This is a genomic window from Burkholderia lata (genome assembly GCF_902499025.1).
GTDB classification, from domain to species: Bacteria; Pseudomonadota; Gammaproteobacteria; order Burkholderiales; family Burkholderiaceae; genus Burkholderia; species Burkholderia lata_C.
The window spans coordinates 199660-224800 of record NZ_CABVPW010000004.1 but is presented as its reverse complement, the minus strand read 5'-3'; the positions used below and the strand labels follow the sequence as shown (position 1 = coordinate 224800).

The window sequence follows — 25141 nt, the reverse complement described above, 5'->3', positions numbered from 1 at the left end:
CAAGGCGGTCCCCGTCGGAAAGCGCATCGCGCCTCTTCGGCTGCAGCGGCTGGCAGCCTGCGGCGCGAACGTAGCATGCGCTGAATTAACGAACATCCTACGCGACCCACGGGCAGACGCAAAGCGCCCGCTGCACGCGGGCACTTTGCCGTAGGCCGGGAACGGCGGTGAAGCGTGGAACGCCGGAGAAATCGCCGCCACAGACGTTCGCGTCGTCACGTATTCTTTTTCTGGATGCATTCACCACGAAGTCGTGTCGTCTACCCGCGACGGTGCCCCCGTCCGGGCATGACGGCACGGCACTTGCACCTGCATCAATGACCAAGGAGGTTCGACCATGACCGCTCACGCCACCGGCCGCGACGACACCGTGTCGACGGCTGTCGGATCGTTCCGGCTCGCCACATCGCGCCCGCCGTCCGACGACCGGACCGAGGAGCGCATCGACGAGGGGCTCGAAGAGTCGTTCCCGGCCAGCGACCCGCCCGCCGTTGGCGGCGCGACCCGTATCGACCCCGCCAAGCCGTCCGGCGAGCACGAACGACGCAAGCCGCACGCCCCGTCGCCGCCCCCCGATCACGACTGACGCCAGCCCCGGCTCGCGAAGTTCGGCGGCGCAGCGGCGCGACGCACGACACGATTGCGCCCGGCCGCCGCCGCCGGGTCGCGCGTCATGCGACCTTGAACCGCCCGACCGTCGTCGCCAGCGCGTTCGCCTGCGACTGCAGCGCGGTTGCGGCGGCGGTCGACTGTTCGACGAGCGCCGCGTTCTGCTGCACCATTTCGTCGAGCTGCGTCACCGCGCGATTCACTTCCTGGATGCCGCGCGTCTGCTCGTTCGCCGCGTGCGTGATCTCGGAGATGATCGTCGTCACGTTCGACACGTTGGAGACGATCTCGCGCATCGTGTCGCCGGCCTGACGCACCTGCCCGGACCCGGCCGACACGCTCGCAACCGTCGATTCGACCAGCACCTTCACTTCGCGCGCGGCCTGCGCGCTGCGTTGCGCGAGGCTGCGCACTTCCTGCGCGACGACCGCGAAGCCGCGGCCCTGCTCGCCCGCGCGCGCCGCTTCGACGGCCGCGTTCAGCGCGAGGATGTTGGTCTGGAACGCGATCCCGTCGATCACGCCGATGATGTCGCCGATCCGGCCCGATGCTTCCTCGATCTTCTCCATCGTCGCGACGACGTCCGACACGACCACGCCGCCATGCGACGCGATCCGCGACGCAGCCGCCGCGCGTTCGTCCGCCTGACCGGCGGCCGCCGCCGACTGGCCGACCGTCGCGGTGATCTCTTCCATCGATGCTGCCGTTTCCTCGAGGCTCGCCGCCGCCGATTCGGTACGCGACGACAGGTCCTGGTTGCCCGCCGCGATCTCGTTCGCGGCCGTGCGCACCGATTCGCTCGCATCGCGGATCTGGCGCATCACGTCGTTCAGCTTGTCGACGAAGCTGTTGAACGAGCGCGCGATGTCGGCCACTTCGTCACGGCCGTCGGCCGGCAGGCGCTGCGTCAGGTCGCCTGCACCCGAGCCGATCGCGGCCATGGCCTGACGCACTTGCGACAGGCGGCGGAACGCGGTCGCGGTGATCGCGCCGATGATCAGCGACGCGACACCGACGATCACGAGCAGCGTGATCAGCGACGCGGTCAGCAGCGAGCGCATCCCGGCCGTCGCCTCGCTCTTGTCGAGCAGCACCAGCGCGTACCAGTCCGTGCCCGGCACCGGGCGCGCGCGCACCAGTTTCGCGTCGCCGCCAACCGTCACCTCGACGGGCGAGGTGGCGGCCGCGATCGTCGCGCCGTTCGTCGCGCCGAGTTCGGGCGACACGTCGGCGACCGGCTTCAGCGTGAGCTTCGGGTCCGGGTGCGCGACCACATGGCCGTTGCTGTCGATCAACATCCCGAAGCTCGCGGGCGTCGGGCGGATCGACTTCACGTTCGCGATCACGGTGTCCATCGAGACGTCCGCGGCGACGACGCCCTTCAGCGCGCCATCGCGCAGGATCGGCACCGCGAACGTGACGACGAGGTTGCCCGTGCCGGCATCGACGTAAGGCGGCGTGACGACCGGCTTGCCAGCCTGCGCGGCCTGCTTGTACCACGGGCGGCCGGTCGGGTCGTAGTCGGGCGGAATGCCGGTCGGGTCGGAGAAGTGGAACACCTTGTCGGCGTAGCCCGCGTAGACGTTCGTGAAGCCGCCGGCCGTGGCCATCTGCTTGAACACCGGCAGCGGATCGGGCGCCAGCGCGGCATCCTGCAGCGACGCGATCATCCGGCTCCGGGTGGCGACCCAGTCGGCGATCCCGACCACGTGGCCGCTGGCGACGGAGGTCAGGTTGCGGTCGATCGCGTCGTCGTTGTACGAGTGCGCGATGAAGTAGTTGATGAGCGTGGTGGCGACGAGTGCGAATACGACGATGGCGACGCACGCGGCGAGGATGCGGGCGCGAATGGACGAGAACATGGCAACGACTCGGTAAGGGAGCGCGAACGCCCGGTGGACGAATTCACCGGGTAAACGGCAATCGCGACGCTTACTTGAGGCCGCTGTGACAATTCAGTGAAACGTATGACAAAACGCAAGGCCGGTTGTCAGGGAATCGTCAGGCTGGCCGTGCGCGTCGCCGGACGCGACAACGGTACCGGCGACCGTCGGCACGGAGATCGAAAGGGACATGGAACAGGCCGGTTCGCTGTCGACTCAAGCATGGATGTCGATCAGGATCCGGCCCTGGCCCGGCGACGGATTGCGTCACGTCCGCGGCATCGGCCGTGGCGCTCGTCCGTTACAGGCGATGACTTGGACGCGAATCGGCTGCCGCGGCCGGCGCATCGGCCCGCGAGTCGTCATCGAGATCGTCCTGCTGGCGCATCCGGTCGCGCAGATGCCGGATCGCGAACACGTGGATGTAATCGTGCACCCGCGCATCGGACGACAATACGCGCACTTCGTCGTCGAGCATCGCACGCAACTGATCCGAACCGATCGCGCGCTGTTTGGCGGCTTCCTTGAGTGAATCGAGCAAATTGTCCTTGGACATCGACGGACTCCTGACGGTCGAGGAACGAAAAGAAGAAGTTACCGGAAGCTTATAGACTGAACGGCAGCGCGGCGTGCGATGCGCCGGCGCGTGTTTGCGCGCGATCAACGACACGTTGCGTGCCGCCGTGCCGATCCGTCCCCGAACCGGCCGCGCAAGATTCGCGGCGCAAACTGCCCGCGAACGAGACTGGAAGCCCTGCCACGCCACCCCGAGGCGCGGCACCGGCTGACACGGGCAAACGATCGAACGCTGCCCGACGCCGATGCAGTGGCCAAGTTAGACCGGCCGAAATCATGCGTCAAGCGACCTCCTCCACGCGCTGCCCATTCGTCGGAACGAACCGGCCGGATCGTCGCCGGGACGGCCGATCGGCCGCCCTCCGTGTCAGCGGATTCCGATACGCGCCGCGCAATACCTGACAGCGACTTCAGCGCGCGCTGCTTGGCAGCGCCCGGGCGCGACACGATACTGGTGACATGGACGTAACGTTCATACGGGTCATCGCTCAGCCGGCCGTCGAGCCGGCATGCTGGGCCTGGCGCAGGAGACCAACCATGGCACATCGCAACTTACCGGGCCGGGACGGCCAGCGGCGCGCGTCGGGCAACACGCGCACCCTGCCCACCCAGGCCGTGCCGGCCGGCAACCGTCCGTCCGACAATATCGACACCTTGCTTGCGCTCGCACGCGAAGCCGGGTTGCTCGTCACGCTCGACGGGCAGATCGGCCGCGAAAAATACCAGAGCGTCGCGGGTTCGGTTCTCGCGCTGCAACGGTTCGCCGCGGCACTCTGCGCGCGGGCTGCACCCGACGCGCCGGCCGTTGCCGAGCCACGTCGCAAGGCGCGCCCCGGCTGGCCGCATGCGAACCGCCTGCGCAACCGCACGTGCAGCGCGTGCGCGCCGCTGCATGTCGGGCGCCAGCGCCCGCGGGTGCGGCGCGGCGCGGGCCGACGGCACGACTTGCGGTCGATGCTGCGCTTCACCTGAGCGTGCAGGCAGCCGTTGTACGGCACGGGGGCCGTGCAACAGCTGCCCATCTCGCAACGTCGGCAACGCCTGCCGCACGCCGTACCGGTACGGCCACGGCGCGCATGCCGCGACCATCACCGATCCGCATCGGCGCCACCGCGCGCCAACACGCATCATGACGCGCCGTTCGACACGGCCGCAATGACGACGATTCCGGCGGGGAAAGCAATCCAGACGGGGCCAACCAAAACACGAACGCGGAAAGCGGACGGGGTGACTTGCACCCCGCCCGTCCTCCAAGGCAACCGTGGCTGCCTACCCTCGTGCCAGAGAGTTCTCGGTCGGATGACGCGCCGTGCATCGCACGCCGCGGCTCCGGAAATCGATGTGACGGCTGTGAATGCACCGTCGATCGCAGCCTTCGATGCTCGCGTGGCTGCGCAACTGCGCGGGACATGCACGACAGACCGGCGCGTTGCCGGATGTTCCTTCAATGTCTCACGCGCGATGTGCGCCGTTTCTGATGCAGGTCAACCCAAGCCTGCTTCGACCGCGACACCGCGCGATTTATTCGGTACCGCGCACGAGCAGCACCGGCACCTGCGCGAGATGCGCGACGCGGCGCGCGACGCTGCCGATCAGCCAGGCAGCGATGCCGCGCCGGCCATGCGTGCCGACCACCAGCAGTTCGGCGCGCCAGTGCACGGCGTCGCGCATCAGCGCATGGGCCACGTCATCGCTGGTCGGGCGGGTTTCGACGACACTGCGCTTGCTCGGATTCCCGGTTGCATGGAACAGCGGGCCGATCTTCGCGAGCGCATCCTCGCCCTCCGCGCGATAGGCATCCTCGAGCGCGCGCACCGGCACGATATCCGTCAGACGAACCGCGCGATCGATCACGTAGGCCGCGTACAGCAACGTCGTCGGCGCCGCGAAGCCGAGCCCGACGCGCACCGCGTGCACTGACGGTTCGCTGCCGTCGACCGCGAACATCAGCCGCTGCAGGTCGCCGTCCGACGGCCGCACGTAGGCGGCCGGCACGATCAGCAGCGCGCAGCGCGCGCGTGTCGTCAGCGTGTCCGACATCGCGCCTTCGACGAGCCGCAGCAGCCCGTGATGCGGATTCGCGCCGACCACCAGCACGTCCGCGCGCCATGCCGACGTATCGCTCACCAGTGCATCGGCCACCGAGCCGCCCGTCACCGACGTATCGATGATGGCCTGCTCGACCTCGATGCCGCTGTCGGCGAACAGCGCCGCGATCCGTTCGTTGATGATTTGCGCTTCGCGCATCAGATCCTCGCGCGCGGACGTCAGCAGCGCGTCGATGCGCGGGATGTCGGGCAATACGAGGCGCGGGTTGTCGATGGCGCAGACGATGCGCAATCGCATGCCGGGACGCAGCAGCGTGCGCGCGTAGCGCGCGGCGGATAGCGATTCGGGCGTCGGATCGACGGCCAGCGCGATCCGCGCAAGCGTCGGGATGGGCTGGGCAGGCTGCATGGCGAAGGCCTCCGTGCGTGCGCGTCGTCGCGGAACGACGACGGGAGCTTCGCGCGGAAGCGGCGCACGGCGGCCGGATGGCCGCCGTGGTCGCAGGGATCGACGGGTTGCCACGCGAAGCGCGGACAATCGATTCGTTCAGCATAGGTCGTCCGGCCCGCGCGTGCATGATCGCGATCAAGGATCGCGCGGGCCCCTGCCCGTGCCGCTTACGACTTCGTCGGCACCGATGCCGCCGGGCGGTTCGCGTAGAACAGCGCATACGTGACGCCGAGCAGCACGATCCATACCGGGCCGATCACGAGCGCGACGCGCGTGTCGGGCGTGAACGCCATCAGCACGACGACCAGCACGAGAAAACCGAGCGCGACGAACGAACCGAGCGGATAGAACGGCACGCGGATCGGCAGGCGCGCGATCTTGTCGGCCGACAGCGTGCGGCGAAAGCGCATCTGCGCGATCAGGATCACGCACCACGTCCAGATCGCACCGAACGTCGACACCGACGTGAGCCACGTGAACACGTGCTGCGGCGCGAGATAGTTGAGCAGCACGCCGATCAGCAGCAGCGCGACCGACACGATCACGCCGTACACCGGCACGCCGTTGCGATTGACCTTGCCGAGCTTGCTCGGTGCCTGGCCCTGCTGCGCGAGGTTGTAGAGCATGCGCGCGGTGCTGAACAGGCCACTGTTGCACGACGACAGCGCCGCGGTCAGCACGACGAAGTTGATGATGCCGGCGGCGGCCGGGATGCCAAGCCGCGAGAACGTCATCACGAACGGGCTGCCCTGCGTGCCGATCTGGTCCCACGGATACAGCGACATGATCACGAACAGCGCGCCGATGTAGAAAATCAGCACGCGCCAGAACACCGAGTTCACGGCCTTCGTCAGCGACTTCTCCGGGTTGCGCGCTTCGCCTGCCGTGAGGCCGAGCATCTCGACGCCGAGATACGCGAACATCACGATCGGCAACGCGGCGATCACGCCGTTGATGCCGTTCGGCATGAAGCCGCCGTGCGCCCACAGGTTCGACAGGCCGATCGCGACACCGCCGTTGCCGATGCCGAACGCGATCATCAACCCGCCGCCGATGATCATCAGCACGATCGTGACGATCTTGATCAACGCGAACCAGAACTCGAATTCACCGTACAGCTTGACCGCGATGAAGTTCACCGAGCCCATCGCCATGAGCGCCGCGAGCGCCCAGATCCAGTTCGGCACGCCGGGGAACCACATGTGCATGTAGACGCCGACCGCCGTGATTTCCGCCATGCAGGTGACGATCCACACGAACCAGTAAGTCCAGCCGGTCAGGTAGCCGGCGAGCGGGCCGAGGTAGTCGCGTGCGTAGCGGCTGAACGCGCCGGCGACGGGATTGGCGATCGCCATCTCGCCGAGCGCGCGCATGATCAGGAAAATCGCGATGCCGCCCAGCAGGTAGGTCAGCAGGATGGCCGGGCCGGCGACGCGGATCGCGGTGGCCGAGCCGAGGAACAGGCCGACGCCGATCGTCGCGCCGAGCGCCATCAGGTTGATGTGCCGCTCTTCCAGCCCGCGGTGCAACTGGTCTTCTGGTTGTTTCAAGTCCGTCTCCTGGCAGCCGCGAACGGGCCGCCGTCATTGTCGATATCAATGCGCGACCGTTCATGCCGATCCCGGCATGCCGAAAACGAAATAATCTCCGCTGTCGTTTTCTAAATTAGAAACGACACGGATACTGCGTCAATCCGATGGGAATCGCCGCGGATTATCCGTATGTTCCGGAACAATCCGGAAAACGGATCGGGCCTTTCACGGAATATGCCCGTGCGGCCCGTGTGACGCGGCTGTGCGCGTAATGGACGGCAACGGGATCAATCGCTTTCGGCGCGAACGAACACGCGTCGAATGTGCACGATCAGGTGCACGCAATATGCAGGCGGGATTATATGGAGGATCAGCGGTTTCGCGCCAGTCGATTTTAGTAAAAATCGCGGGGCGTGAAACCGGTGGTGGAATTCGGATGCGCGCGACGCTTGCGCGCGGATTTATTTCGACAGCGTCGCCCGCACCGTATATTCGCCTTCGATCGCACCGTGCTCCGGGCGCACGAAATAACGCGATGCATCGAGATCGGCAGGCATCGGCTCGACCGGATAGCCGTGCTTCTCCCACGCATCGAGGCCGCCCTTCAGCGCGCGGATGTTGTGGATCATCTTCTTGCGCTGCATCTTCGCGATCAGGCGCTTCGCGGTGGCTTCGTTCGGGCACACGCAATAGACGACGATCGGTCGCTTCAGCATTTCCGGGTCAAGCAGGTCCGGCGAATCGAGATCGACCGGCACCGCGCCGGCGATCCGGTACGGTTCGCGCTCGCGGATCGCTTTCGGCCGCGCGTCGAAGATCAGCGGCGGTTCGTCCGACGTCATCATCTCGACGAGTTGCGGCGGCGAGATGCGCACCTGTGCGAGATAGCGGCGGAACTGCACGCGACGCACCCAGCGGTACAGCAGGAACGTGATGAAGATCGCGAGGAACGCATCGAGGATCGTGCCGCCGCTCGCGCGCACCCACAGCACGAACTGGACGATCTGGTCGTGAATTGCCGCGCCGCCGATCAGCCAGAACGCGGCCCACAGCGATGCGCCGGCCAGATCCCAGAACAGGAACACGCCGACGCCGATCGCGGTCGTGCCGAGCAGCGGCGCCGACACGAGGCCGAGGCCCGGCAGGAACTTGGACAGCACGAGCAGCGGCGCACCGTATCTTTCGAATACGTTACGTGCGAAACGCAGCGTCGTGTCGAGCGACAGCGAGAAGCGCACGAGGCCGTTCAGCAGGCGCCGGCCGCGCGTGCGGCCCATGAAGAACCACAGCGAATCGGCCAGCATCGTCGCGCCGATCGCCGCCGCGAACATGCTGACCCAGGACGCCTGCCCCATTGCCGCCATCGTGCCGCCGAGAATCAGCATCGGCACGGCCGGCACCGGCACGCCGAGCTGCGTGATCAACACGCTCGCGAACACGGCCCATGGGCCGAGCGACGATGGAATAGCGATGGGAAAGTGCCACACGGCGGCGCTCCTGGAAGGCATGCAGCCGCGCGACGGGGGCCGTCGGTACGGCTGGGCAACGGCCGCCGCGGCACGTCCGCAGCCGACTCGATGCATCACGGCATTCTAAACGGGTTTGGCCGCGATCGCGCGGAACGCACGCCGTCGGCACAGGCTTCACGCCAATGATTGCGCCGCCGTGACAGTCATATGTCCGTGCGCTGCGCGAGCGTCGTGACGTGCTCCGCGTAGTCTGGAAACGCGGCGGCCAGCGCGGCCGCGTCGGCCAGCTCGAATTCCGCGAACTCGAACCCCGGCGCCACCGTGCAGCCGACGAGCGCGACATGCTCCGCCAACGCGCAGCGCGCGCCGAACCAGCTCCCTGCCCGCACGACTGCCTGGAACACGGTGCCCGGATGCGTGAGCGGGTTGCCGAGCCGATGGATCGTCAGCCCGTCCCGCTCGTCGAGCACCCACACTTCGATCGGGTCGCCCGCGTAGAAATGCCAGACCTCGTCGGAACGGATCCGGTGCCACGACGAATACGCGCCGTCGCACAACAGGTAGTAGATCGCCGTCGACGCAGCGCGTGGCGCGCCGTCGGCCGGACGCACGACCGCATCGGTCGCGCGGTAGGTTTCGCGGAAATAGCCGCCTTCGGGATGCGGCTGCAGGTCGAACTGGCGAATCAGGTCGGTAGCGGAAATCGGCATGGCGGATGACGTCGGTAAGGTCAGGAACCGGGCACCCGGCGCACGGCCCCGCTTCGCTCATCGCGAACGCGACCGCATGCCGCCGGATGCTGATGCGTCGATCGCCGCGGCCATGCGCGCGGCGAACAAGGGGACACCGGTCGATGCTGCCAGAACTGCGTGTCGGGATGCAACCGCGGGCGCGCGATTGCTCCCCTGAAGGGGCATCGGGCGTGCCGCCCTCGCGCGGTCGATAGGAACCGGAAGCGAAAGGGTGCGACAGCCGCGCTCGCACGCCGAGCGTCGACCGGCGCGCCGCGTTTCCATGGCCTCAGGCCGTCATCCGGCCTATGCGCGTGACGGTCGCCGCCGGCGGCCGCCCGTGCGTCAATGCCGGCGCCGTGCCGCGTGCGTCACGCAGCAGCCGACGCGCCGGGCTCGCTGTGCCGCACCAGCAGCACGGGCCGGTCGGCCGCGCGCAGCAGCGATTCGGCAACGCTGCCGAGCAGCAGCCGGCGCAGGCCGTGCCGCCCGCTCGTGCCCATCACGATCAGGTCGGCGTCGGCTTCGGCCGCCGTGCGCATCAGCACCGTGGCGACGTCCTCGCCGTAGGCGTCGAGCGCGCGCACGGTGCCGTGCACATGCCCCTGCGCGAGCACCGCTTTCGCATCGTCGAGCACCGGCGTCACGGCATCGGTCGCGGCCGCATCGTCATCGCGCGCGGCCGCGAAGCCGGCATCGACGTCGACGAGCTGCGGCCGGTGCTCGACGACATACGCGCAGGTGACTTCGCCGCCGGACGCCGCCGCGATCCGGATCGCCTCGTTCAGCGCGAGACGCGCGCTCGGGCTACCGTCGAGCCCGACGAAAATCCGCTTGTACATGGTCCGTCCCTCCGACCGGGCACGCATCGCGCGTTGCGCGACGGCGGCCCGTTATCGCCCTCCAGCCCGGTGCCGGATGGCCTGCCGAACAGTCTGCCCCACGTGCCGACGCGCTCGTTGATGCGCGTCAAGCGCGGCCGGTGCGCCCGCTGCTTCGCGCCGATTGCCGCAATTTCTAGTGACCCCATTACAAAAAGCGTGTAAATCGCGCACAATTTCATCTTGAAAATAGACGTTGCGTGCAGCCGGTGCGAGTTTTGCCCGGTTTTGCTGCGCTGCTCCCGGTGCCACGGGGCGGCCCCCGACAACAGTAATGACTATCGAATGACCGCAAGTGGAACCCCGACGCGTGACGCCCGAGGGCCCACGCGCCTCCAGATCATGTTACGCCAGCCGCTCGCGGCCGGCGTCGTTGCGCTGTGCGCCGGCGCGGCGCTGTCGCTCGGCGTCGCGCTGCTCGTGCGCGAGCAATGGCAAGGCGCCGTCCATACGCGTTTCGAACGCCGCACGGCGCACGTGACCGCGATGCTCCGCCACGAGCTGCAATCCGGCGTGGCCGTGCTCGAAGGCGCGCGCGGCGCGTTCAGCCTCGTCCCGGGCATGACGCCCGAGCAATGGCGCCGGTACGCGGACACGCTCGATCTCGACAGCGGCCGCTCGCCGGTTCGCCAGATCGGCTATGCGCCGCTGCCGCCCGCGACGCGCACCGCCCTCGCCGGCGCGAAGCCGATGCCGGCCGGCACGCTCGCGACCGCCGCGCTCAGTGCGCCGGCGTCGAGTTCGCCCGTCGTGCGTTTCGGCGCGTCCGACGCGGCACCGCTCACGCGCGCGCTGCAGACCGGCGACATCGCGCTCGGCGTCCACCCGGCCGACGACGACACGTCCCGCGACGCCCGCACCTTCACGCTGTTCCTGCCGGTTGCGTCGGCAACCGGCATGCGCGAAGCCCGCGCCGACGGCGTGCTGTTCGCGGCATTGAGCCCGCGGCGCCTGATCGAGCGCGCGCTCGACGCGGAACGCGGGATCGACGTGTGGATCACCGCCGGCGGCGACCGGCGCGCAATCGTCAGCGTCGAAACGACGACCGACGAGGCGTCGGCATCGCCCGACCTGATGCGCCGCACCGACGAGCTGAATTTCGGCGGCACCGTGCTGACGCTCGCGTATTCGGCAGACGGCCGCCCGAGCGCCACCGGCGCGCAACGCGCGGCCGGCACGGTGCTCGCGGCGGGGCTGATCGCGTCGATCGCGTTCGCAGTGCTGATCCATGCGCTGCTGCGCGGCCGCTCCGCCGCCGATTCCGGCGCGAGCAGCCGCGGCATCCTCAACGAGGCGCGGATGATGGGCATCATCCGTTCGTCGATGGAAGCGATCATCACGATCGACGAAAAGCAGACGGTCGTGATCTTCAATCCGATGGCCGAGCAGGTGTTCGGCGTGTCCGCGATGGAGGCGATCGGTGCGCCGTTGTCGCGTTTCATCCCCGAGCGGTTCCGCGCCGCGCATGCGAAGCACGTCGACCAGTTCGGCGTGACGGGCGTCTCCGAGCGGCAGATGGGCCGCCAGCGGGTGCTGTTCGGGCTGCGCGCCAACGGCGAGGAATTCCCGATCGAGGCCTCGATCTCGCAGATCCGCGACGCGTCGGGCAAGCTCTATACGGTGATGCTGCGCGACATCACCGAGCGGCAGCGCGCGGAGAACGCGCTGAAGCTGTCGCGCGAGGAATTGCGCGAACTGTCGGCGAACCTGCAGAACGTGCGCGAAGAGGAAAAGACCCGCATCGCGCGTGAACTGCACGACGACCTCGGCCAGCAGCTCACCGCATTGAAGATGGATCTGTCGGTGGTCGAGCAGCAACTGCGCGTGCCCGGCCGCACGCAACCCGACGAAGACGTGCAGTCGCACCTGCAGGGCATGCGGCGGCTGATCGACGCGACGGTCGCGTCGGTGCGGCGCATCGCAGCCGACCTGCGGCCCGTGATGCTCGACGATCTCGGCCTCGTGCCCGCGATCGAATGGCTCGCGAACGATTTCACGAACCGCTACGGGATCGATGTCGAGCGGCACATCGAAACGGGCGGCCTCACGTTCACCAGCGCGGGCGCGACCACGTTGTTCCGGATCGTCCAGGAAGCGCTGACGAACGTCGCACGCCACGCGGATGCGACGCGCGTCGCGCTGCGGCTCGACGTCGAGGAAGGCTTCTGCGTATTGCGCGTCGCGGACAACGGCCGCGGCTCGGCGCCTGGCGGCCCGGCCCACGAAGACAAATCGTTCGGCCTGATCGGCATTCGCGAACGCGCTCACATGCTGGGCGGCACCGTCACGATCGACACCGCGCTCGCGCGCGGTTTTTCGATCACTGTCGCCTTCCCGCTCAGTACCGTCCAACAGGAAACGCTCATCACATGATCAAGGTGCTCATCGCCGACGACCATACGCTTGTACGCGACGGTCTGCGGCACATCCTCCAGAACGCCACCGGATTCGAGGTGGCCGGCGAAGCCTGCGACGGCCCGTCGACGATCGCGCTCGTGCGCGCCACGCCCGCGCAGGTGCTAGTGCTCGACCTGTCGATGCCGGGCCGCAACGGCGTCGAACTGATCAAGCAGATCAAGGACGAGAAACCCGCGCTGCGCGTCCTCGTGCTGACCATGCACGCGGAGCAGCAATACGCGGTGCGCGCGTTCCGCGCCGGCGCGTCGGGATATCTGACGAAGGAAAGCGCGAGCGCCGAGCTGGTCGGCGCGGTCACGAAGGTGGCATCGGGCGGCGTCTACGTGAGCCTCGCGATGGCCGAGCAGTTCGCGCAGAGCCTGAACGAGCCGGCCGAGACGCTGCCGCACCAGCGGCTGTCCGACCGCGAATTCGACGTGTTCCGGCGAATCGCCGCCGGCCAGACGCTGACCGAGATCGCGAACGCGCTGTGCGTGAGCGCGAAGACGGTCAGCACGTACAAGACGCGGATCCTGGAAAAGATGCAGATGCCGCACGAAGCGGCGCTGGTGCGTTACGCGATGCGGCACAAGCTGCTCGACGAAACGGACGACGTGTAACGGACGACGTGTAACGGACGACGTGTAACGGACGACGTCCGGCGGCGAATGGCGGGCCCTGCCGGTCGCACTGCGTGCGGCTGGCCAGGCTCGCACACGGGATCTTTACTTGGCCGGCACCGGGCACGCGAGATCGCCTTCCTCGCACGACAGATAGCCCTTCAGCGTTTCGGTGCGCGCTTTCGTCAGATCGTCGAGGCAGGTCGACACGACCATCGGATACGCGCTGCCGCCCTCGGCGTTCGCGCTGGAGAAGTTGCACTCGGCATCGCGGTACGCGATCCACGCGCGCTGTGCATTCACGAGTTTGTCGGCAAGCGGCCGCGCATCGCGCAGACGCGCGGTGACAGCCTGGTAGGTCCGGTTCAGTTCGCCGTCGGATTTCTTGTACGCGCGGTCGGCACATGCCGTCATCGCCGCCTGATCCGTCGCGTCCGCACAATTCGCCTGCGCATGGGCGACGTTCGCTGCCAGCGCGAGCGAGCACAGCAGACCGGTCAAGACACGCATGGTTGCTCCTTGTTGTTCGTTGAAGTCGTGGAACCCGGTGCCGGGCTTGCCGCGCGGTCGCGCATCGGCCGCCGTCGTGCGGCGACACCGATCGCGATGCTAGCGCACGCGCGCCGGCTTGTCAGCCGGCGTCGCAGCATGCAACGGTTTGCATATCGCCCCCGCACACCTACACTGGAAAATCGATACGCCGCTTCAGGCCCGCGCTATCGCATCCATCCCGTCTCCGCTTCCGCGCATTCCTCTGCGCATTTCGCGTTCGCATCGCCGAGCGGGGTGACGATTCGTCAGTCAGCTTCCTCCCCCCAGCCCAACGTGCAATCGCCGTCGCTCCCTGGAGGGAATCATGAGCTATCACCTTGAAGGCCGTCTGCTCGAGGTCTGCAACTGTCGCGTACTCTGTCCGTGCTGGATCGGCGAGGATCCGGATTTCGGCGTCTGCGACACGATCGTCGCGTGGCACGTCGATAAGGGCGCCGTCGACGGCGTCGACGTGAGCGGCAACACGATCGCCGCCGTGTGCCGCGTGCCGGGCAACATCCTGCAAGGCAACTGGACAGCTGCGATCTATCTCAGCGACACGGCGTCCGAGGCGCAGGAGCAGGCGCTGCTCAAGGTCTACACGGGCCAGGCAGGCGGCCCGATCGCCGATCTTGCGAAACTGATCGGCAAGGTCGTGTCGATCGAACGCGCCCCCATCACGTTCAACGTCGAAGGGGCACGCGGCACGCTGTCGATCGGCACCGACTACCACGCGGAACTCGAGCCGTACCTCGGCCCGAGCGGCGCGCAGACGACGCTCACCGACACCGTGTTCTCGACGGTGCCCGGCGCACCGGTGTTCGTCGGCAAGGCGCCCGTCTACCGGTCGAAGAATGCGGCGATCGGCATCGACGTCGATCTGAAGAATCACAACGCGCTGCAGAGCACGTTCCTGTTCGACGCGTGACGCGCGATCGCACGCCAACGGTCATGGCTGCGTCACTGCATCGGCGCGTGTTTCCGCTCGTGCTCGCGAGTCTCGTCGCGTTCGCGTGGCTCACCCTGTGGGCGTGGACGCGCAGTCCGTACGGGCGGTACCTCGACCACGGCGACAGCGCACTGCCCTCGCCGTTCAGCGCGCTTTGCCGCTCGCTGCCGGGCGGCACGCTGTGGCTGCCGGCCGCATTCGACGCGGCCGGCTGGACGCTGATGATCCTCGCGATGATGCTGCCGACGACGCTGTCGCTGTTCGATGCGTTCGCCCGCGTCGTCGCGAGCCGCCCCGACCAGACGCGCCTGCTGGCGCTCGTCGGCGTCGGCTACGTCGCCACGTGGAGCGGCTTCGGCCTCGTCGCGCACGGCCTGCACGGGCTGCTGCTGACCGGTGTCGCGCACGTGCCGGCGCTCGCGTGGCGCGGCTGGCTGATCGGCGCGGCCGTCTTCGCGCTCGCCGGCGCGTTCCAGTTCAGCGGGCTGAAGACGCACTGTCTCGACCGCTGCCGCACGCCCTTCAGTTTCGTGATCAGCCGCTGGCGTGGCCGCACGCCGATGCGTCACGCGTTTGCGCTCGGCGTCAGCCACGGGCTCTTCTGTGTCGGCTGCTGCTGGGCGCTGATGCTGCTGATGTTCGTCGTCGGCGCCGGCAGCCTCGGCTGGATGCTGTCGCTCGCCGCGTTGATGGCCCTCGAGAAGAATGCGTCGTGGGGGCAGGCGCTCACCGCGCCGCTCGGCGCCGCATTGTTCGGCGCGGCCGTGCTGATCGTCGCCAGCCACGTGTGAGGCCCGCGATGCGACCGCCTGCCTCCGCATTCGCGCTGCATGTCCGGCCGGGCGTGCGCGTCGTCGTGTTGACGTCGATCGCGATGCTCGCCTTCGCGTCCAATTCGCTGCTGTGCCGGCTCGCGCTGCAGGCGGGACGGATCGATGCGGCCAGCTTCGGCAGCCTGCGCCTCGTATCGGGCGCGCTGATGCTCGCGATCGTCGCGCGTGCGGGTGCACGACGGCCCGCCCCGCCCGCAGACTGGCCGGCTGCGGCGATGCTGTTCGTGTACGTCGTGTGCTTCTCGTTTGCGTATCTGACCGTCAGCGCGGCCACCGGCGCGCTGATCCTGTTCGGCGCGGTGCAACTGACGATGTTTGCGGCGGGCTGGCATGCCGGCGAACGGTTTGCCGCGACCGGCTGGGCCGGGTTCGGCGCGGCGCTCGGCGGGCTGGTCTACCTCGTGTCGCCCGGGCTCGCCGCGCCGACGCCGAGCGGCGCCGCGCTGATGACGGCCGCCGGCATTGCCTGGGGCATCTATTCGATCCGTGGCCGTCGGCCCGTCGATCCGGTCGCGGCGACCGCCGGGAATTTCCTGCGTGCCGCGCCGCTGGCACTCGCGCTGAGCGTCGCGCTCGCCGCCCGCTTGCACGTCACGCCGGCCGGCATCGCGCTCGCCGCGCTTTCCGGCGCGCTGACGTCGGGCCTCGGCTACGTGGTCTGGTATGCCGCGCTGCGGCACCTCACGGCGATGCGCGCCGCGGCGGTTCAGCTCTCCGTCCCGCCCATCGCCGCGTGCGGCGCCGTGCTGCTCCTGGCGGAACAGCCGACCTGGCGGCTCGCGGTCGCATCGGCGGCGATCCTCGGCGGGGTCGCGGTCGTGCTCGCGACGCGGGCGCGGCAGGCGGGCAGCAAGCGGTGATGCGCATCCGGCGCCGCACGCTCGCGCCTGCCCATCCACGCCGCCAAAATGCAAAACCCGCACACGGATACCGTGCACGGGTTTCAGGACAAACGGCAAACCGCGCGCCCTTGCGGGCGCAGCAAGGTTTAGTGGCCGAAGAACACCGACGAACGGTCGGTTGCGGCCGGCACGACCACGCGCTGACCCGACTGCGACGCCGCGGCAGCGTTCGCACCGTAGCCCGTTGCATCGGCTTGCGCACCGGTGTTTTGTGCGGCGGCGATCTTTGCCTGTGCGGCCTGGATGTTTTCCGGGTAGTTCATCCAGTCGTTCGGGTTGTAGCCGGCCTTTTCGAGCTGGACCAGCTCGGCGCGCACTTGCGCGCGCGTCAGCGGCTGCTGGTTCGATTGGGCGAACGAGACGACCGGTGCGGCCACCAGAGCGGCCAGTGCAACTGCCTTGATCAGCGATTTCATGATGCGTTACCTCCAGGATTGTTTTGTCAGGCGCTTCGGACTCGGGGTCGTTGCGCATGAGTAGAAGTCTAGGAGGCCACGCTATCAGGGTAAATACTTAAATCGCGAATTCACTGTTGACGGAAAGCATACAATCGCCACCGAATCCACTGAATCATCAGATGATTGTCGGCATTCACGCACTGAATACCTTGGCACGGTGCCCGGTGCACCCGGCCCCGCATCAGTGCCGCCGGTCGGCATTCGACGACGCCATCAGCCGGTCGAACAGCAATGCCTTGAGGCGGATCAGGTCGTCGGCGCCGGTCTCGCCGAACGCCGCGTGATGCAGCGTCAGCGCGGGTGCCGCCGGATCGGCATGGACGGCCCGCACCGTCGCGTCGAGCGCCAGCAGCTCGACCCGGCCACCCGCCGCGTACGGGAGCTGCACGCGCAACGGCTCGCCGGTTGCGGCGATCGGCCGGTCGACGGCAATCGACAGCCCGCTCACGCTGATATCGTGCACCATCCCGATGCCTTCCGCGCCCTCCGACCCGCCCGCGCAGCAGGCGGCGATCCGCACCGGCACGCGCGGCTCCACGCGCGTACGCAGCCGGTCGACGAAGCCCGGCGGTGACAGCACCAGGTATGGCGCGCCGCCCGACGTCTGCACCGACTCGACCGTCGCACCGAAACGCGACACCGCGGCACGGCCGATCGCCACGGCCTCGATGTCGTCGCCACGCGCGAAATCGAACGCGGCCGCCGGCTGCGGCTCGACGAACAGCGCACCCGACGCGGCGATGCCGATCAGCCGGCAACGCTGCAGCCCGCGGGTCGTGCCGACCCGGCGGCGGATACCGATCGAAGCGCCTGCCGACAACCCCATCCGCGTGGCGTGCGGCACCGCGTCGGGCGTGTGCGGCTCGGCCGCGGCCTCGGCGTCGTCGCGCCGGCGTACCGGGCGGAAATGGTCGAACAGGAAGGCATGCTGCGCGGCATCGCGCAACGTCGTGCCGGCCGGCAGCAGCGCGGCGCCGTCGGCATCGTAGAGATCGAAGCCGAGCGGGACGCCGGCGGCGAGATCGTCACGCGCAAGCGTGACGTAGTCGGTAGATAGCCTCATCGGGGAGGCGCGGAGCGACCGCGCGAGCTGTCATGACAACATGATTACGGCAGCATCGCGCGAAATCTGAACGGCTCCGTTACTGCGAAGTGCCGGTCGCGTCGGGCGCGGACGGCACCGGTGGCTGGGCCGGTGCGGCCGCAGCCGGTGAGGCGCCGGGGCCTGCGCTGCTTCCGCCCGCCGAACTTGCCCCCACCGGCGGCTGCACGAATGGCGGTTGCGATGCGCCCGCCGACAGCGCGGCGGCCGACGCGGCCACTTCGGACGCCGGCACCCATTCCTCGACGATACCGCCCGATGCCGCTTCGGGCGCCGAGGCGGCGGACGCTGCCGAAGCCGCGCCGGTGTCGGCCTCGGGCGCACGCTCCACCCGCTGCGTCCTGACCGGCGCGGGCGCCTTCTTCGCCTCGGGCGGGAACCACGTGTCGAACAGGTCGGTTACGCGCTCGCGCAGCGACGCGAACCAGCCCGGCGACGGCTCGGTATCGAACTTCGCCTTCGTATCGACGATCCGGGCGCGCTGCGCACGCTGGAAGAAATCGCCGACGATCGGCAGCGCACTGTGCGCGCCCTGCCCCCAGTAGTCGCTGCGCAGCGTCACGCGGCCATCGTCGAACCCGACCCACGCGCCGGCGACGAGGCCGGGCTGCATCAGGATGAACCAGCCGTCCGCGTTGTCCTGCGTCGTGCCCGTCTTGCCGGCCACGTCGCCGCGGATCCCGAAGCGCGTGCGGATGCTGCCGCCCGTGCCGCGCGTCACGACATCGCGCATCACGCTGAGCAGCGTCTTGTCGGTTTCGGCGTCGAGCGCGCGTTCGGGCGGTGCCGGCGCGTATTCGGCGAGCACGTCGCCCTGGCGGTTCTCGATGCGCGTCACCATCTGCGGCTCGACATACAGCCCGCCGTTCGCGATCGTCGCGTACGACGCGACCATCTCCTTCAGCGTGACCGGGCTCGTACCCAGCGCGAGCGACGGCACGCGTTCGAGCGGGCTTTCACGCACGCCCATGTCGCGCGCGAGCCTGGCCACGGCAGCCGGCCCGACCTTCTCCATCACCTGCGCGGTGATCCGGTTGCGCGACAGCGCGACCGCGTCGCGCAGCGTCATCGGCTTGCCGGTCGGCGGCACGTCGTCGTTCGGCCGCCAGATCTCGCCGCCCTTCAACGGGATCTCGACCGGCTGGTCGATGAACGTGTCGTCCGGCTTCATCCCGTTCGCGAACGCGACGCCATAGACGAACGGCTTGAACGTCGAACCCGGTTGGCGCCGCGCCTGCGCGACGTGGTCGAACGGCTCGTTGGTGAAGTCGCGGCTGCCGACCCACGCACGGATCTGCCCGTTGCGCGGATCGATCGCGAGGAAGCCGGCCTGCACGTCGGTCTTCGTCTTGCACAGCGCGCGCATGAAGCCGCGGTCGGCCGCGAGCAGCTTCATCGCGGCCGCGTCGTCCTTGCCGGCGTCCTGCGCGGCCTTGTACTCGGGCGACTCGCGCATGAAGGTGCGGAACACCTCGTTGTCGGTGCCGCAGCCGTCGCGGCCGCTCCACGCGTTGTTCGCGATGCCCTGCAGCTGGTTGCCCTGCAACGTGAGCGCCTGCGTCGCCATCTGCTGCAGCCGAGCGTCGATCGTCGTGCGCACGATCAGCCCGTCCGCGTAGATGTTGTAGTCGTTGCGGTCGGCCCACGCGATCAGCCATTTGCGCAGCTGCTGCGCGAAATGCGGCGCGGGCCCCGGCGGCTCCTTCTGGCGCTCGAAGTCGATCCGCAACGGCCGGCGCTGCAGCTGCGCGAATTGCGCCGGCGTCAGCTTGCCGTACTTCACCATCTGGCCGAGCACCGTATTGCGCCGCTGCAGCGCGCGCTCGGGATTCAGCACCGGGTTGTAGTAGCTGTTGCCCTTCAGCATCCCGACGAGCGTCGCGCTGTCGAGCACGTCGAGCTCGTCGGCCGACTTGTCGAAATAGGTGCGCGCGGCCATCTCGACGCCGTACGCGTTGTACAGGAACGGCACCGTGTTCAGGTAGGTCTCGAGGATCTGGTCCTTGCTGTAGACCGCCTCGATCTTCAGCGCGGTGATCGCCTCCTTCACCTTGCGCGTGAGCGTCGGCGCGCGGCCGATCTCGTCCGGATACAGGTTGCGCGCGAGCTGCTGCGTGATCGTCGAGCCACCCTGGCGGCTGCCCGAGAACGTATGGAGCGCGGCCGATGCCGTGCGCTTCCAGTCGAGGCCGTGGTGCTCGTAGAAACGGTGATCCTCGGTCGCGATCAGCGCGTCGACCATGTGCGGCGAGATCTGCTTGAGCGGCACCCACTCGCGGTTCGACGGCTTGAATTCGGCCAGCAGCTTGCCGTCGGCGGACAGCACCTGCGCGGGCTGGTCGACGCGCGCCTTGCGGATGTCGCCGATACCCGGCGTGAACGGGATGAGCACGACCACGTACGCCACGAACAGCACCGGCACGGCGGCGCCGGCGAGCAGCACGCCGCGGCGCGTCGGGTGACGGACGTGGTGCCACGCAGTGGCGGCGAGAGGCTTGACCCGCGCGGCGGCGGCAGCCGCGACGGGTTGGGCGCGCGCGACCCATCTGGCACAGAAGTCACGCACTGACGACACGTTTCGGCGATTCACGCGGGTGGAGCTCGGCTGAAAAGGGTGCATCGTACCAAACTCGCGCGGGCCGCCGGACTGCGATGGCGTCGCACCGGCACGCACGGGGCGGCTGCGCGGCGCTTTACACGCAAAAAAGGCGCGCGCCCCGCAACGGGAACGACGCGCCAAGCCTGGTACTACAAACGGGGGCCGCGCGACGCGCGGCCGATCGGCGCCGAAACTCAGCGCACGAGAAAGCCGTAGGTCAACGGATCGCGTTCGTCGACGATCCAGTTCGCGAATCCGCAGATATGCGCGCTGCCCTCCACTTCCGGGATCACGGCCGGGATGTCGCCCACCTTCGTTTCACGCAGCACGCGCCCCTTGAAGACCGTGCCGACGATCGACTCGTTGACGAGCGTGTCGCCGGCCGCGAGCAGCCCGCGCTGGTAGAGCTGCGCAACCCGGCCGCCGGTGCCGGAACCCGTCGGCGAACGGTCGACCTCGCGATCCGCGAACACGCAGCAGTTCGCCTGGGTCGAGCCCGGATGGCGCGGCGCGTTCGCGATGATCGTGCCGTAGATGTGGTTGATCTCCGGAATCTCCGGATGCACGACCGGGTACTTCGCGTTCGCGGCGGCCTTCACTTCCGCGCCGAAGCGAATCAGCTTTTCCACCGCCGCTTCGCGCACCGGCAGGTCGAACGGCGCGCCGTCGACGTAGAAATAGAACGCGCCGCCGTACGCGATGTCGCCGGTCACGGTGCCGAACGACGGGGTATCGACCGATACGTCACGCTGCCAGATGAACGACGGCACGTTGACGAAGCGCACCGGCCCCGCATGCTCGCCGTCCCACTTGACGAACGCCTCGATGAAGCCGCACGGCGCATCGATGCCCACCCGCGTTTCCGGCACCGTGCGCTGCACCCAGCCGAGCTCGACCGCCGCGGTCGACAGCGCGATCACGCCGTGCCCGCAATGGTCGCTGTAGCCTTCGTTGTGCAGGAAGATCACGCCGAAATCGGCGTTCGGCGACACGGGCTCGGTCAGGTAGCCGCCATACATGTCGGCGTGGCCGCGCGGTTCGAACATCAGCGCGCGGCGGATCTCGTCGGCGTTTTCCTTGAGCCACGCGCGGCGCTGGACGATCGTGTCGCCCGGCAAACGCGGCAGCCCGCTCGTGACGATGCGGAACGCTTCGCCCCCGGTATGGACTTCGACGGTGGAAAGGGATCGGGAAATTTTCATGGGGGAATCGAAAGCGTTGAAACGAAGAACGGCGGCCGCGCCGCCGTCCGATGGCAGGCTGGCCGGTTACTTCGCGTACGGTTCCGGCAGGCCGTTGCGGATCACGTAGACGGTGGTCGGTGCGCCCTTCAGGTCGCCGTTCGCGTCGAACGAATAGGTGCCCGCGACGCCCTTGTAGTCCGACTTCGCGAGCTGCGCGATCAGCTTCGCCTTGTCGGTGGTCGTGCCGGTCTTGACCATCGCATCGGCGAGCAGCTTCATCCCGTCGTAGTAGTTCACGCCGTAGACCTGCGGATCGGTGTGATAGGTGTCGTGGTACTTCTTCAGGAATTCGCGGCCGGCCGCGGTCTTCTCGAGCGCGACGCCGCCCTGCGCGCAATAGACGATCGACGCCGCGTCGCCCGCGACCTTGCCCATGTCGGCCGAGCAGATGCCGTCGCCGCCGAGCAGCTTCGCGCGCAGACCGCGCTGCTTCATCTGCTTGGCCATCGGCGCGCCCTGGGCCGCATAGCCGCCGAGGAAGATCACGTCGGGGTTGCTGGCCTTGATCTTGGTGAGAATGCCGAGGAAATCGGTGGCCGACGAACTCGTGTATTCCTGGTCGACGATCTTGATCCCGTTCGCCTTCGCGACGTTCATGAACTGCTCGGCCACGCCCTGCCCGTACGCGGTGCGATCGTCGATCACGGCGGCCGTCTTCGCGTTCAGCGTCTTCGCGGCGAAGGTGGCCATCGTGCCGCCGAGCTGTTCGTCGCTCGCACCGATCCGGAAGATGTTCTTGAAGCCCTGTTTGGTCAGCGCCGGGTTCGACGCGACCGGCAGCATCGGCACGCCGGCAGTCGAGTACACGCGCGATGCGGGAATCGCGACGCCCGAGTTGTACGGCCCGAGCACCGCGACCACGCCCTTGTCGACGAGGTTCTGCGCAACCTGTACACCGGCCTTCGGGTCGGCCTGGTCGTCGTCGGAAACCAGTTTGAACGTGACGGTCTTGCCGGCGACCTTGATGCCGGCCTTGTTTAGTTCATCGACGGCCAGGCGCGCGCCGTTTTCATTGTCCTTTCCGTTCGCGGCCTGCGGGCCGGTCAGCGGCGCCGAATGGCCGATCATGACGACTTCCTGCGCATGCGCGGAAGTCAGCGCGCCGGCGGCGATGGCCACCGAGAGCGCGGTAACGAGGTGTCGCATGATGTCTCCTGATTGGTTTTGTGTGAAACCAATGTAGGACACGCGTGGTCACCATGCAAGCAATTAAAAAATAAAATCTTCGATTCTGGTCATTTTTCAGACCAGAACGATTCCGGCACCGTCACTTCGGCGCGATGTCGCGCCGCACGCGGAGGATGTGCTGCTCGACATAGAACGCCGCCGCATCGGCGTCGCCGGACACGATCGCCTCGTAGATCAGCCGGTGCTCGGACACGTAGAGCCGGATCCGGCCCGCATCGTAGATGCCGTCGTCCTTTAGCCGCTTCCACAGCGGCTGGTCCATCGTCTTCGCGACTTCGTCCGCGATCTTCACGATCAGTGCGTCGCCGGTCATCAGCGCGAGTTGGCGGTGGAACAGCCGGTCGCTCTCGTTCCACAGCGCGCGCTGATGCGGATCGTCGACGTCGGTAATGGTTTCCATCTGAGCCAGATAGCGTTCGGCGCCGGGGTCGGCTCGGCCGTGCGCGGCCGCGAGGCGCGCGATCGCGGGCTCCAGGATCAGCCGCACGTCGAGCGTCGAGGTCGGGCTGAAATCGGGTTCGGACGCCCGGTGCATGTCGCCGCGCTGCGCGAGCACGTCGAGCGGCGATGCGACGACGTAGGTGCCCGAATTGCGCTTCGTGAACACGAGCCCTTCGTTCTGCAACGCGCCGAGCGCCTCGCGCACCGCCGGCCGGCCGACCTGGAACAGCCCCGCGAGCTCGCGCTCGGACGGCAGCCGCGACTCGGCGGCATAGCGCCCCGCGCGGATCTCGTCGCGGATCTTCTCGGCCACCTGCTCGTAGATCTGCAGCGGCCGGAAACCGCCTTCGAGTGTGTCGGGACGCGCGGACATCATCGTATGGCTCCTGCCCGGTTGCGGGCGTGAATCTGGAATGGGTTCGCACTATACCGGAGCGCGCCGGCATCGAGGCCATGACGGCCCTTCTGGACAGATATTAGAACCAAAAGCGTCGAGGCGCTTTATTTTCTGGGTTGCGGGTGGGCCAGCAAGTGGTATAGATTGGATCCACACTGCCCTGTGTCACGGTATCCGGCAGCCCTGTGGCGGGCGCGGCATGCGCCCGTCGTCCACGCTCACCGACGCATACGACGTACACGATGACCGCTTTTTCCCCGATTCCCGTTTTCGATGCGGCCGACACGGCCGCGCTGCTCGACTACCCGGCGCTGCTCGCCACGCTCAGGCAGGCCGTCGCCGACTATGCGGCGGGCGAGATCGTCAGCCCCGAGCGCCTGGTCGTGCCGCTGCAGGCCGGCGGCGTGATGCTGTCGATGCCGTCGAGCGCGCGCGACCTCGCGACCCACAAGCTCGTGAACGTGTGTCCCGGCAACGGCGCACGCGGGCTGCCGACGATCCTCGGCCAGGTCACCGCGTACGACGCGACCACCGGCGAGATGCGCTTCGCGCTCGACGGCCCGACCGTCACCGGACGCCGCACGGCGGCCATCACCGCGCTCGGCATCCAGGCGCTGCACGGCGCCGCGCCGCGCGACATCCTGCTGATCGGCACCGGCAAGCAGGCGGCCAATCACGCGGAAGCGCTCGCGGCGATCTTTCCGGAAGCGCGCCTCCACGTGCGCGGCACGAGCGCCGACAGCGCGGCTGCATTCTGTGCGGCACACCGCCCGCACGCGCCGCATCTCGTGCCGCTCGACGGCGATGCGATTCCCGAGGCGATCGACGTCGTCGTCACGCTGACGACGAGCCGTACCCCCGTCTATCGCGAAGCCGCGCGCGCAGGCCGGCTCGTGGTCGGGGTCGGCGCGTTCACCGCGGACGCGGCCGAGATCGACGCGAATACGGTGCACGGCAGCCGGCTGGTCGTCGACGATCCGGCCGGCGCGCGCCACGAAGCCGGCGACCTGATCGTCGCAAAGGTCGACTGGCAGCACGTCGCGTCGCTCGCCGACGTGCTGGGCGGCGCCTTCGACCGCACGGGCCCGCTGCTGTTCAAGAGCGTCGGCTGTGCGGCGTGGGATCTCGCCGCGTGCCGCACGGCGCGCGATGCGCTGGCCGCGCGCCGGGCCGGCTGACCCGGCAGCGCCCTCCTTCAGCCGTGCTCGCGGCATCGCCGCCTCGGGGCCGCTGCGGCCGTTTCCCGTACGCGTTGTAGGAATCGCCCTACAACGCGTCGCAGCGGCCTACATCAACTTCC

22 protein-coding genes are annotated in these 25141 nt (G+C 68.3%); 8 read left to right on the top strand and 14 right to left on the bottom strand.

Features of this window, described 5'->3' with window-relative positions; translation table 11 throughout:
* Positions 1-337: 337 nt before the first annotated feature.
* The gene (locus BDI24065_RS05825; RefSeq protein WP_175030409.1) at positions 338-586 is read left to right on the top strand and encodes a hypothetical protein; all 249 of its coding nucleotides are present in this window, start codon (positions 338-340) and stop codon (positions 584-586) included.
* Between the two features lie 85 nt (positions 587-671).
* On the opposite strand, the gene BDI24065_RS05820 is transcribed toward BDI24065_RS05825, so the two are convergent.
* Positions 672-2471 (bottom strand): methyl-accepting chemotaxis protein, encoded by a 1800-nt coding sequence (locus BDI24065_RS05820; RefSeq protein ID WP_175030408.1) that lies wholly within the window; start codon positions 2469-2471, stop codon positions 672-674.
* Between the two features lie 322 nt (positions 2472-2793).
* Entirely contained in the window at positions 2794-3048 is a 255-nt protein-coding gene (locus BDI24065_RS05815) for a DUF3562 domain-containing protein (RefSeq protein WP_175030407.1), read from the bottom strand.
* A 557-nt stretch (positions 3049-3605) separates the two neighbouring features.
* On the opposite strand from BDI24065_RS05815, the gene BDI24065_RS05810 reads away from it, so the two are divergent.
* Positions 3606-4040, top strand: a complete 435-nt coding sequence (locus BDI24065_RS05810) for a hypothetical protein (RefSeq protein WP_175030406.1) — start codon at positions 3606-3608, stop codon at positions 4038-4040.
* A 549-nt stretch (positions 4041-4589) separates the two neighbouring features.
* Here the strand turns inward: BDI24065_RS05810 and BDI24065_RS05805 are convergent.
* The 5 genes from BDI24065_RS05805 to BDI24065_RS05785 all read right to left on the bottom strand — a co-directional run bounded on the left by BDI24065_RS05805 (position 4590) and on the right by BDI24065_RS05785 (position 10141).
* On the bottom strand, positions 4590-5525 hold the full coding sequence (locus BDI24065_RS05805; RefSeq protein ID WP_175030405.1) for a universal stress protein: 936 nt from the start codon (positions 5523-5525) through the stop codon (positions 4590-4592).
* Between the two features lie 209 nt (positions 5526-5734).
* Positions 5735-7117 (bottom strand): amino acid permease, encoded by a 1383-nt coding sequence (locus BDI24065_RS05800; protein WP_175030404.1) that lies wholly within the window; start codon positions 7115-7117, stop codon positions 5735-5737.
* Between the two features lie 443 nt (positions 7118-7560).
* Complete coding sequence (locus BDI24065_RS05795) at positions 7561-8586, bottom strand: DedA family protein/thiosulfate sulfurtransferase GlpE (RefSeq protein WP_175030403.1); 1026 nt, start codon at positions 8584-8586, stop codon at positions 7561-7563.
* A 185-nt stretch (positions 8587-8771) separates the two neighbouring features.
* Positions 8772-9278, bottom strand: a complete 507-nt coding sequence (locus tag BDI24065_RS05790; protein ID WP_175030402.1) for a cupin domain-containing protein — start codon at positions 9276-9278, stop codon at positions 8772-8774.
* Between the two features lie 392 nt (positions 9279-9670).
* Positions 9671-10141 carry a universal stress protein gene (locus BDI24065_RS05785; RefSeq protein WP_175030401.1) on the bottom strand — a complete coding sequence of 157 codons (471 nt, stop codon included), beginning with the start codon at positions 10139-10141 and terminating at the stop codon, positions 9671-9673.
* Between the two features lie 324 nt (positions 10142-10465).
* On the opposite strand from BDI24065_RS05785, the gene BDI24065_RS05780 reads away from it, so the two are divergent.
* A complete protein-coding gene (locus BDI24065_RS05780) occupies positions 10466-12553 on the top strand; it encodes a PAS domain S-box protein (RefSeq protein WP_175030400.1) in 2088 nt (695 codons plus the stop codon).
* Positions 12550-13197 (top strand): response regulator, encoded by a 648-nt coding sequence (locus tag BDI24065_RS05775; RefSeq protein WP_006483707.1) that lies wholly within the window; start codon positions 12550-12552, stop codon positions 13195-13197. Before BDI24065_RS05780 ends, BDI24065_RS05775 begins: the two co-directional genes overlap by 4 nt.
* 105 nt (positions 13198-13302) lie before the next feature.
* Here BDI24065_RS05775 and BDI24065_RS05770 read toward each other — a convergent pair whose 3' ends face one another.
* A complete protein-coding gene (locus BDI24065_RS05770; protein WP_174948616.1) occupies positions 13303-13707 on the bottom strand; it encodes a lysozyme inhibitor LprI family protein in 405 nt (134 codons plus the stop codon).
* Positions 13708-14053: 346 nt separating this feature from the next.
* Here BDI24065_RS05770 and BDI24065_RS05765 point away from each other — a divergent pair, with 346 nt between their 5' ends.
* Genes BDI24065_RS05765 through BDI24065_RS05755 form a run of 3 tightly spaced genes read left to right on the top strand, consistent with a single transcriptional unit; the run spans position 14054 to position 16370 of the window.
* On the top strand, positions 14054-14656 hold the full coding sequence (locus tag BDI24065_RS05765) for a DUF1326 domain-containing protein (protein WP_174958406.1): 603 nt from the start codon (positions 14054-14056) through the stop codon (positions 14654-14656).
* Positions 14657-14679: 23 nt separating this feature from the next.
* A complete protein-coding gene (locus BDI24065_RS05760) occupies positions 14680-15468 on the top strand; it encodes a DUF2182 domain-containing protein (RefSeq protein WP_175030399.1) in 789 nt (262 codons plus the stop codon).
* A gap of 8 nt (positions 15469-15476) precedes the next feature.
* Positions 15477-16370, top strand: a complete 894-nt coding sequence (locus BDI24065_RS05755) for a DMT family transporter (RefSeq protein WP_175030398.1) — start codon at positions 15477-15479, stop codon at positions 16368-16370.
* Positions 16371-16498: 128 nt separating this feature from the next.
* On the opposite strand, the gene BDI24065_RS05750 is transcribed toward BDI24065_RS05755, so the two are convergent.
* From BDI24065_RS05750 to BDI24065_RS05725, 6 genes are all read right to left on the bottom strand, one after another.
* The gene (locus tag BDI24065_RS05750) at positions 16499-16828 is read right to left on the bottom strand and encodes a DUF4148 domain-containing protein (RefSeq protein ID WP_175030397.1); all 330 of its coding nucleotides are present in this window, start codon (positions 16826-16828) and stop codon (positions 16499-16501) included.
* Between the two features lie 223 nt (positions 16829-17051).
* Complete coding sequence (locus tag BDI24065_RS05745) at positions 17052-17933, bottom strand: PilZ domain-containing protein (protein WP_175030396.1); 882 nt, start codon at positions 17931-17933, stop codon at positions 17052-17054.
* A 79-nt stretch (positions 17934-18012) separates the two neighbouring features.
* Entirely contained in the window at positions 18013-20592 is a 2580-nt protein-coding gene (locus BDI24065_RS05740) for a penicillin-binding protein 1A (RefSeq protein WP_175030395.1), read from the bottom strand.
* Between the two features lie 173 nt (positions 20593-20765).
* Entirely contained in the window at positions 20766-21773 is a 1008-nt protein-coding gene (gene lhpH / locus BDI24065_RS05735) for a trans-3-hydroxy-L-proline dehydratase (protein ID WP_175030394.1), read from the bottom strand.
* 66 nt (positions 21774-21839) lie between these two features.
* Complete coding sequence (locus BDI24065_RS05730) at positions 21840-22961, bottom strand: branched-chain amino acid ABC transporter substrate-binding protein (RefSeq protein WP_175030393.1); 1122 nt, start codon at positions 22959-22961, stop codon at positions 21840-21842.
* Positions 22962-23082: 121 nt separating this feature from the next.
* Entirely contained in the window at positions 23083-23820 is a 738-nt protein-coding gene (locus BDI24065_RS05725) for a FadR/GntR family transcriptional regulator (protein ID WP_069251534.1), read from the bottom strand.
* A 263-nt stretch (positions 23821-24083) separates the two neighbouring features.
* On the opposite strand from BDI24065_RS05725, the gene lhpI reads away from it, so the two are divergent.
* Positions 24084-25019, top strand: a complete 936-nt coding sequence (gene lhpI, locus BDI24065_RS05720) for a bifunctional Delta(1)-pyrroline-2-carboxylate/Delta(1)-piperideine-2-carboxylate reductase (RefSeq protein WP_175030392.1) — start codon at positions 24084-24086, stop codon at positions 25017-25019.
* Positions 25020-25141: the final 122 nt, after the last annotated feature.

Excerpts from the sequence above, each read along its gene's own strand:
- lhpI (WP_175030392.1), top strand. The coding sequence starts at position 24,084 with ATGACCGCTTTTTCCCCGATTCCCGTTTTCGATGCGGCCGACACGGCC.
- BDI24065_RS05790 (WP_175030402.1), bottom strand. The coding sequence starts at position 9,278 with ATGCCGATTTCCGCTACCGACCTGATTCGCCAGTTCGACCTGCAGCCG.
- BDI24065_RS05765 (WP_174958406.1), top strand. The coding sequence starts at position 14,054 with ATGAGCTATCACCTTGAAGGCCGTCTGCTCGAGGTCTGCAACTGTCGC.
- BDI24065_RS05825 (WP_175030409.1), top strand. The coding sequence starts at position 338 with ATGACCGCTCACGCCACCGGCCGCGACGACACCGTGTCGACGGCTGTC.
- BDI24065_RS05810 (WP_175030406.1), top strand. The coding sequence starts at position 3,606 with ATGGCACATCGCAACTTACCGGGCCGGGACGGCCAGCGGCGCGCGTCG.
- BDI24065_RS05770 (WP_174948616.1), bottom strand. The coding sequence starts at position 13,707 with ATGCGTGTCTTGACCGGTCTGCTGTGCTCGCTCGCGCTGGCAGCGAAC.
- BDI24065_RS05815 (WP_175030407.1), bottom strand. The coding sequence starts at position 3,048 with ATGTCCAAGGACAATTTGCTCGATTCACTCAAGGAAGCCGCCAAACAG.
- BDI24065_RS05750 (WP_175030397.1), bottom strand. The coding sequence starts at position 16,828 with ATGAAATCGCTGATCAAGGCAGTTGCACTGGCCGCTCTGGTGGCCGCA.
- lhpH (WP_175030394.1), bottom strand. The coding sequence starts at position 21,773 with ATGAAAATTTCCCGATCCCTTTCCACCGTCGAAGTCCATACCGGGGGC.
- BDI24065_RS05755 (WP_175030398.1), top strand. The coding sequence starts at position 15,477 with ATGCGACCGCCTGCCTCCGCATTCGCGCTGCATGTCCGGCCGGGCGTG.
- BDI24065_RS05780 (WP_175030400.1), top strand. The coding sequence starts at position 10,466 with ATGACCGCAAGTGGAACCCCGACGCGTGACGCCCGAGGGCCCACGCGC.
- BDI24065_RS05820 (WP_175030408.1), bottom strand. The coding sequence starts at position 2,471 with ATGTTCTCGTCCATTCGCGCCCGCATCCTCGCCGCGTGCGTCGCCATC.
- BDI24065_RS05805 (WP_175030405.1), bottom strand. The coding sequence starts at position 5,525 with ATGCAGCCTGCCCAGCCCATCCCGACGCTTGCGCGGATCGCGCTGGCC.
- BDI24065_RS05740 (WP_175030395.1), bottom strand. The coding sequence starts at position 20,592 with ATGCACCCTTTTCAGCCGAGCTCCACCCGCGTGAATCGCCGAAACGTG.
- BDI24065_RS05725 (WP_069251534.1), bottom strand. The coding sequence starts at position 23,820 with ATGATGTCCGCGCGTCCCGACACACTCGAAGGCGGTTTCCGGCCGCTG.
- BDI24065_RS05745 (WP_175030396.1), bottom strand. The coding sequence starts at position 17,933 with ATGAGGCTATCTACCGACTACGTCACGCTTGCGCGTGACGATCTCGCC.
- BDI24065_RS05785 (WP_175030401.1), bottom strand. The coding sequence starts at position 10,141 with ATGTACAAGCGGATTTTCGTCGGGCTCGACGGTAGCCCGAGCGCGCGT.
- BDI24065_RS05775 (WP_006483707.1), top strand. The coding sequence starts at position 12,550 with ATGATCAAGGTGCTCATCGCCGACGACCATACGCTTGTACGCGACGGT.
- BDI24065_RS05760 (WP_175030399.1), top strand. The coding sequence starts at position 14,680 with ATGGCTGCGTCACTGCATCGGCGCGTGTTTCCGCTCGTGCTCGCGAGT.
- BDI24065_RS05730 (WP_175030393.1), bottom strand. The coding sequence starts at position 22,961 with ATGCGACACCTCGTTACCGCGCTCTCGGTGGCCATCGCCGCCGGCGCG.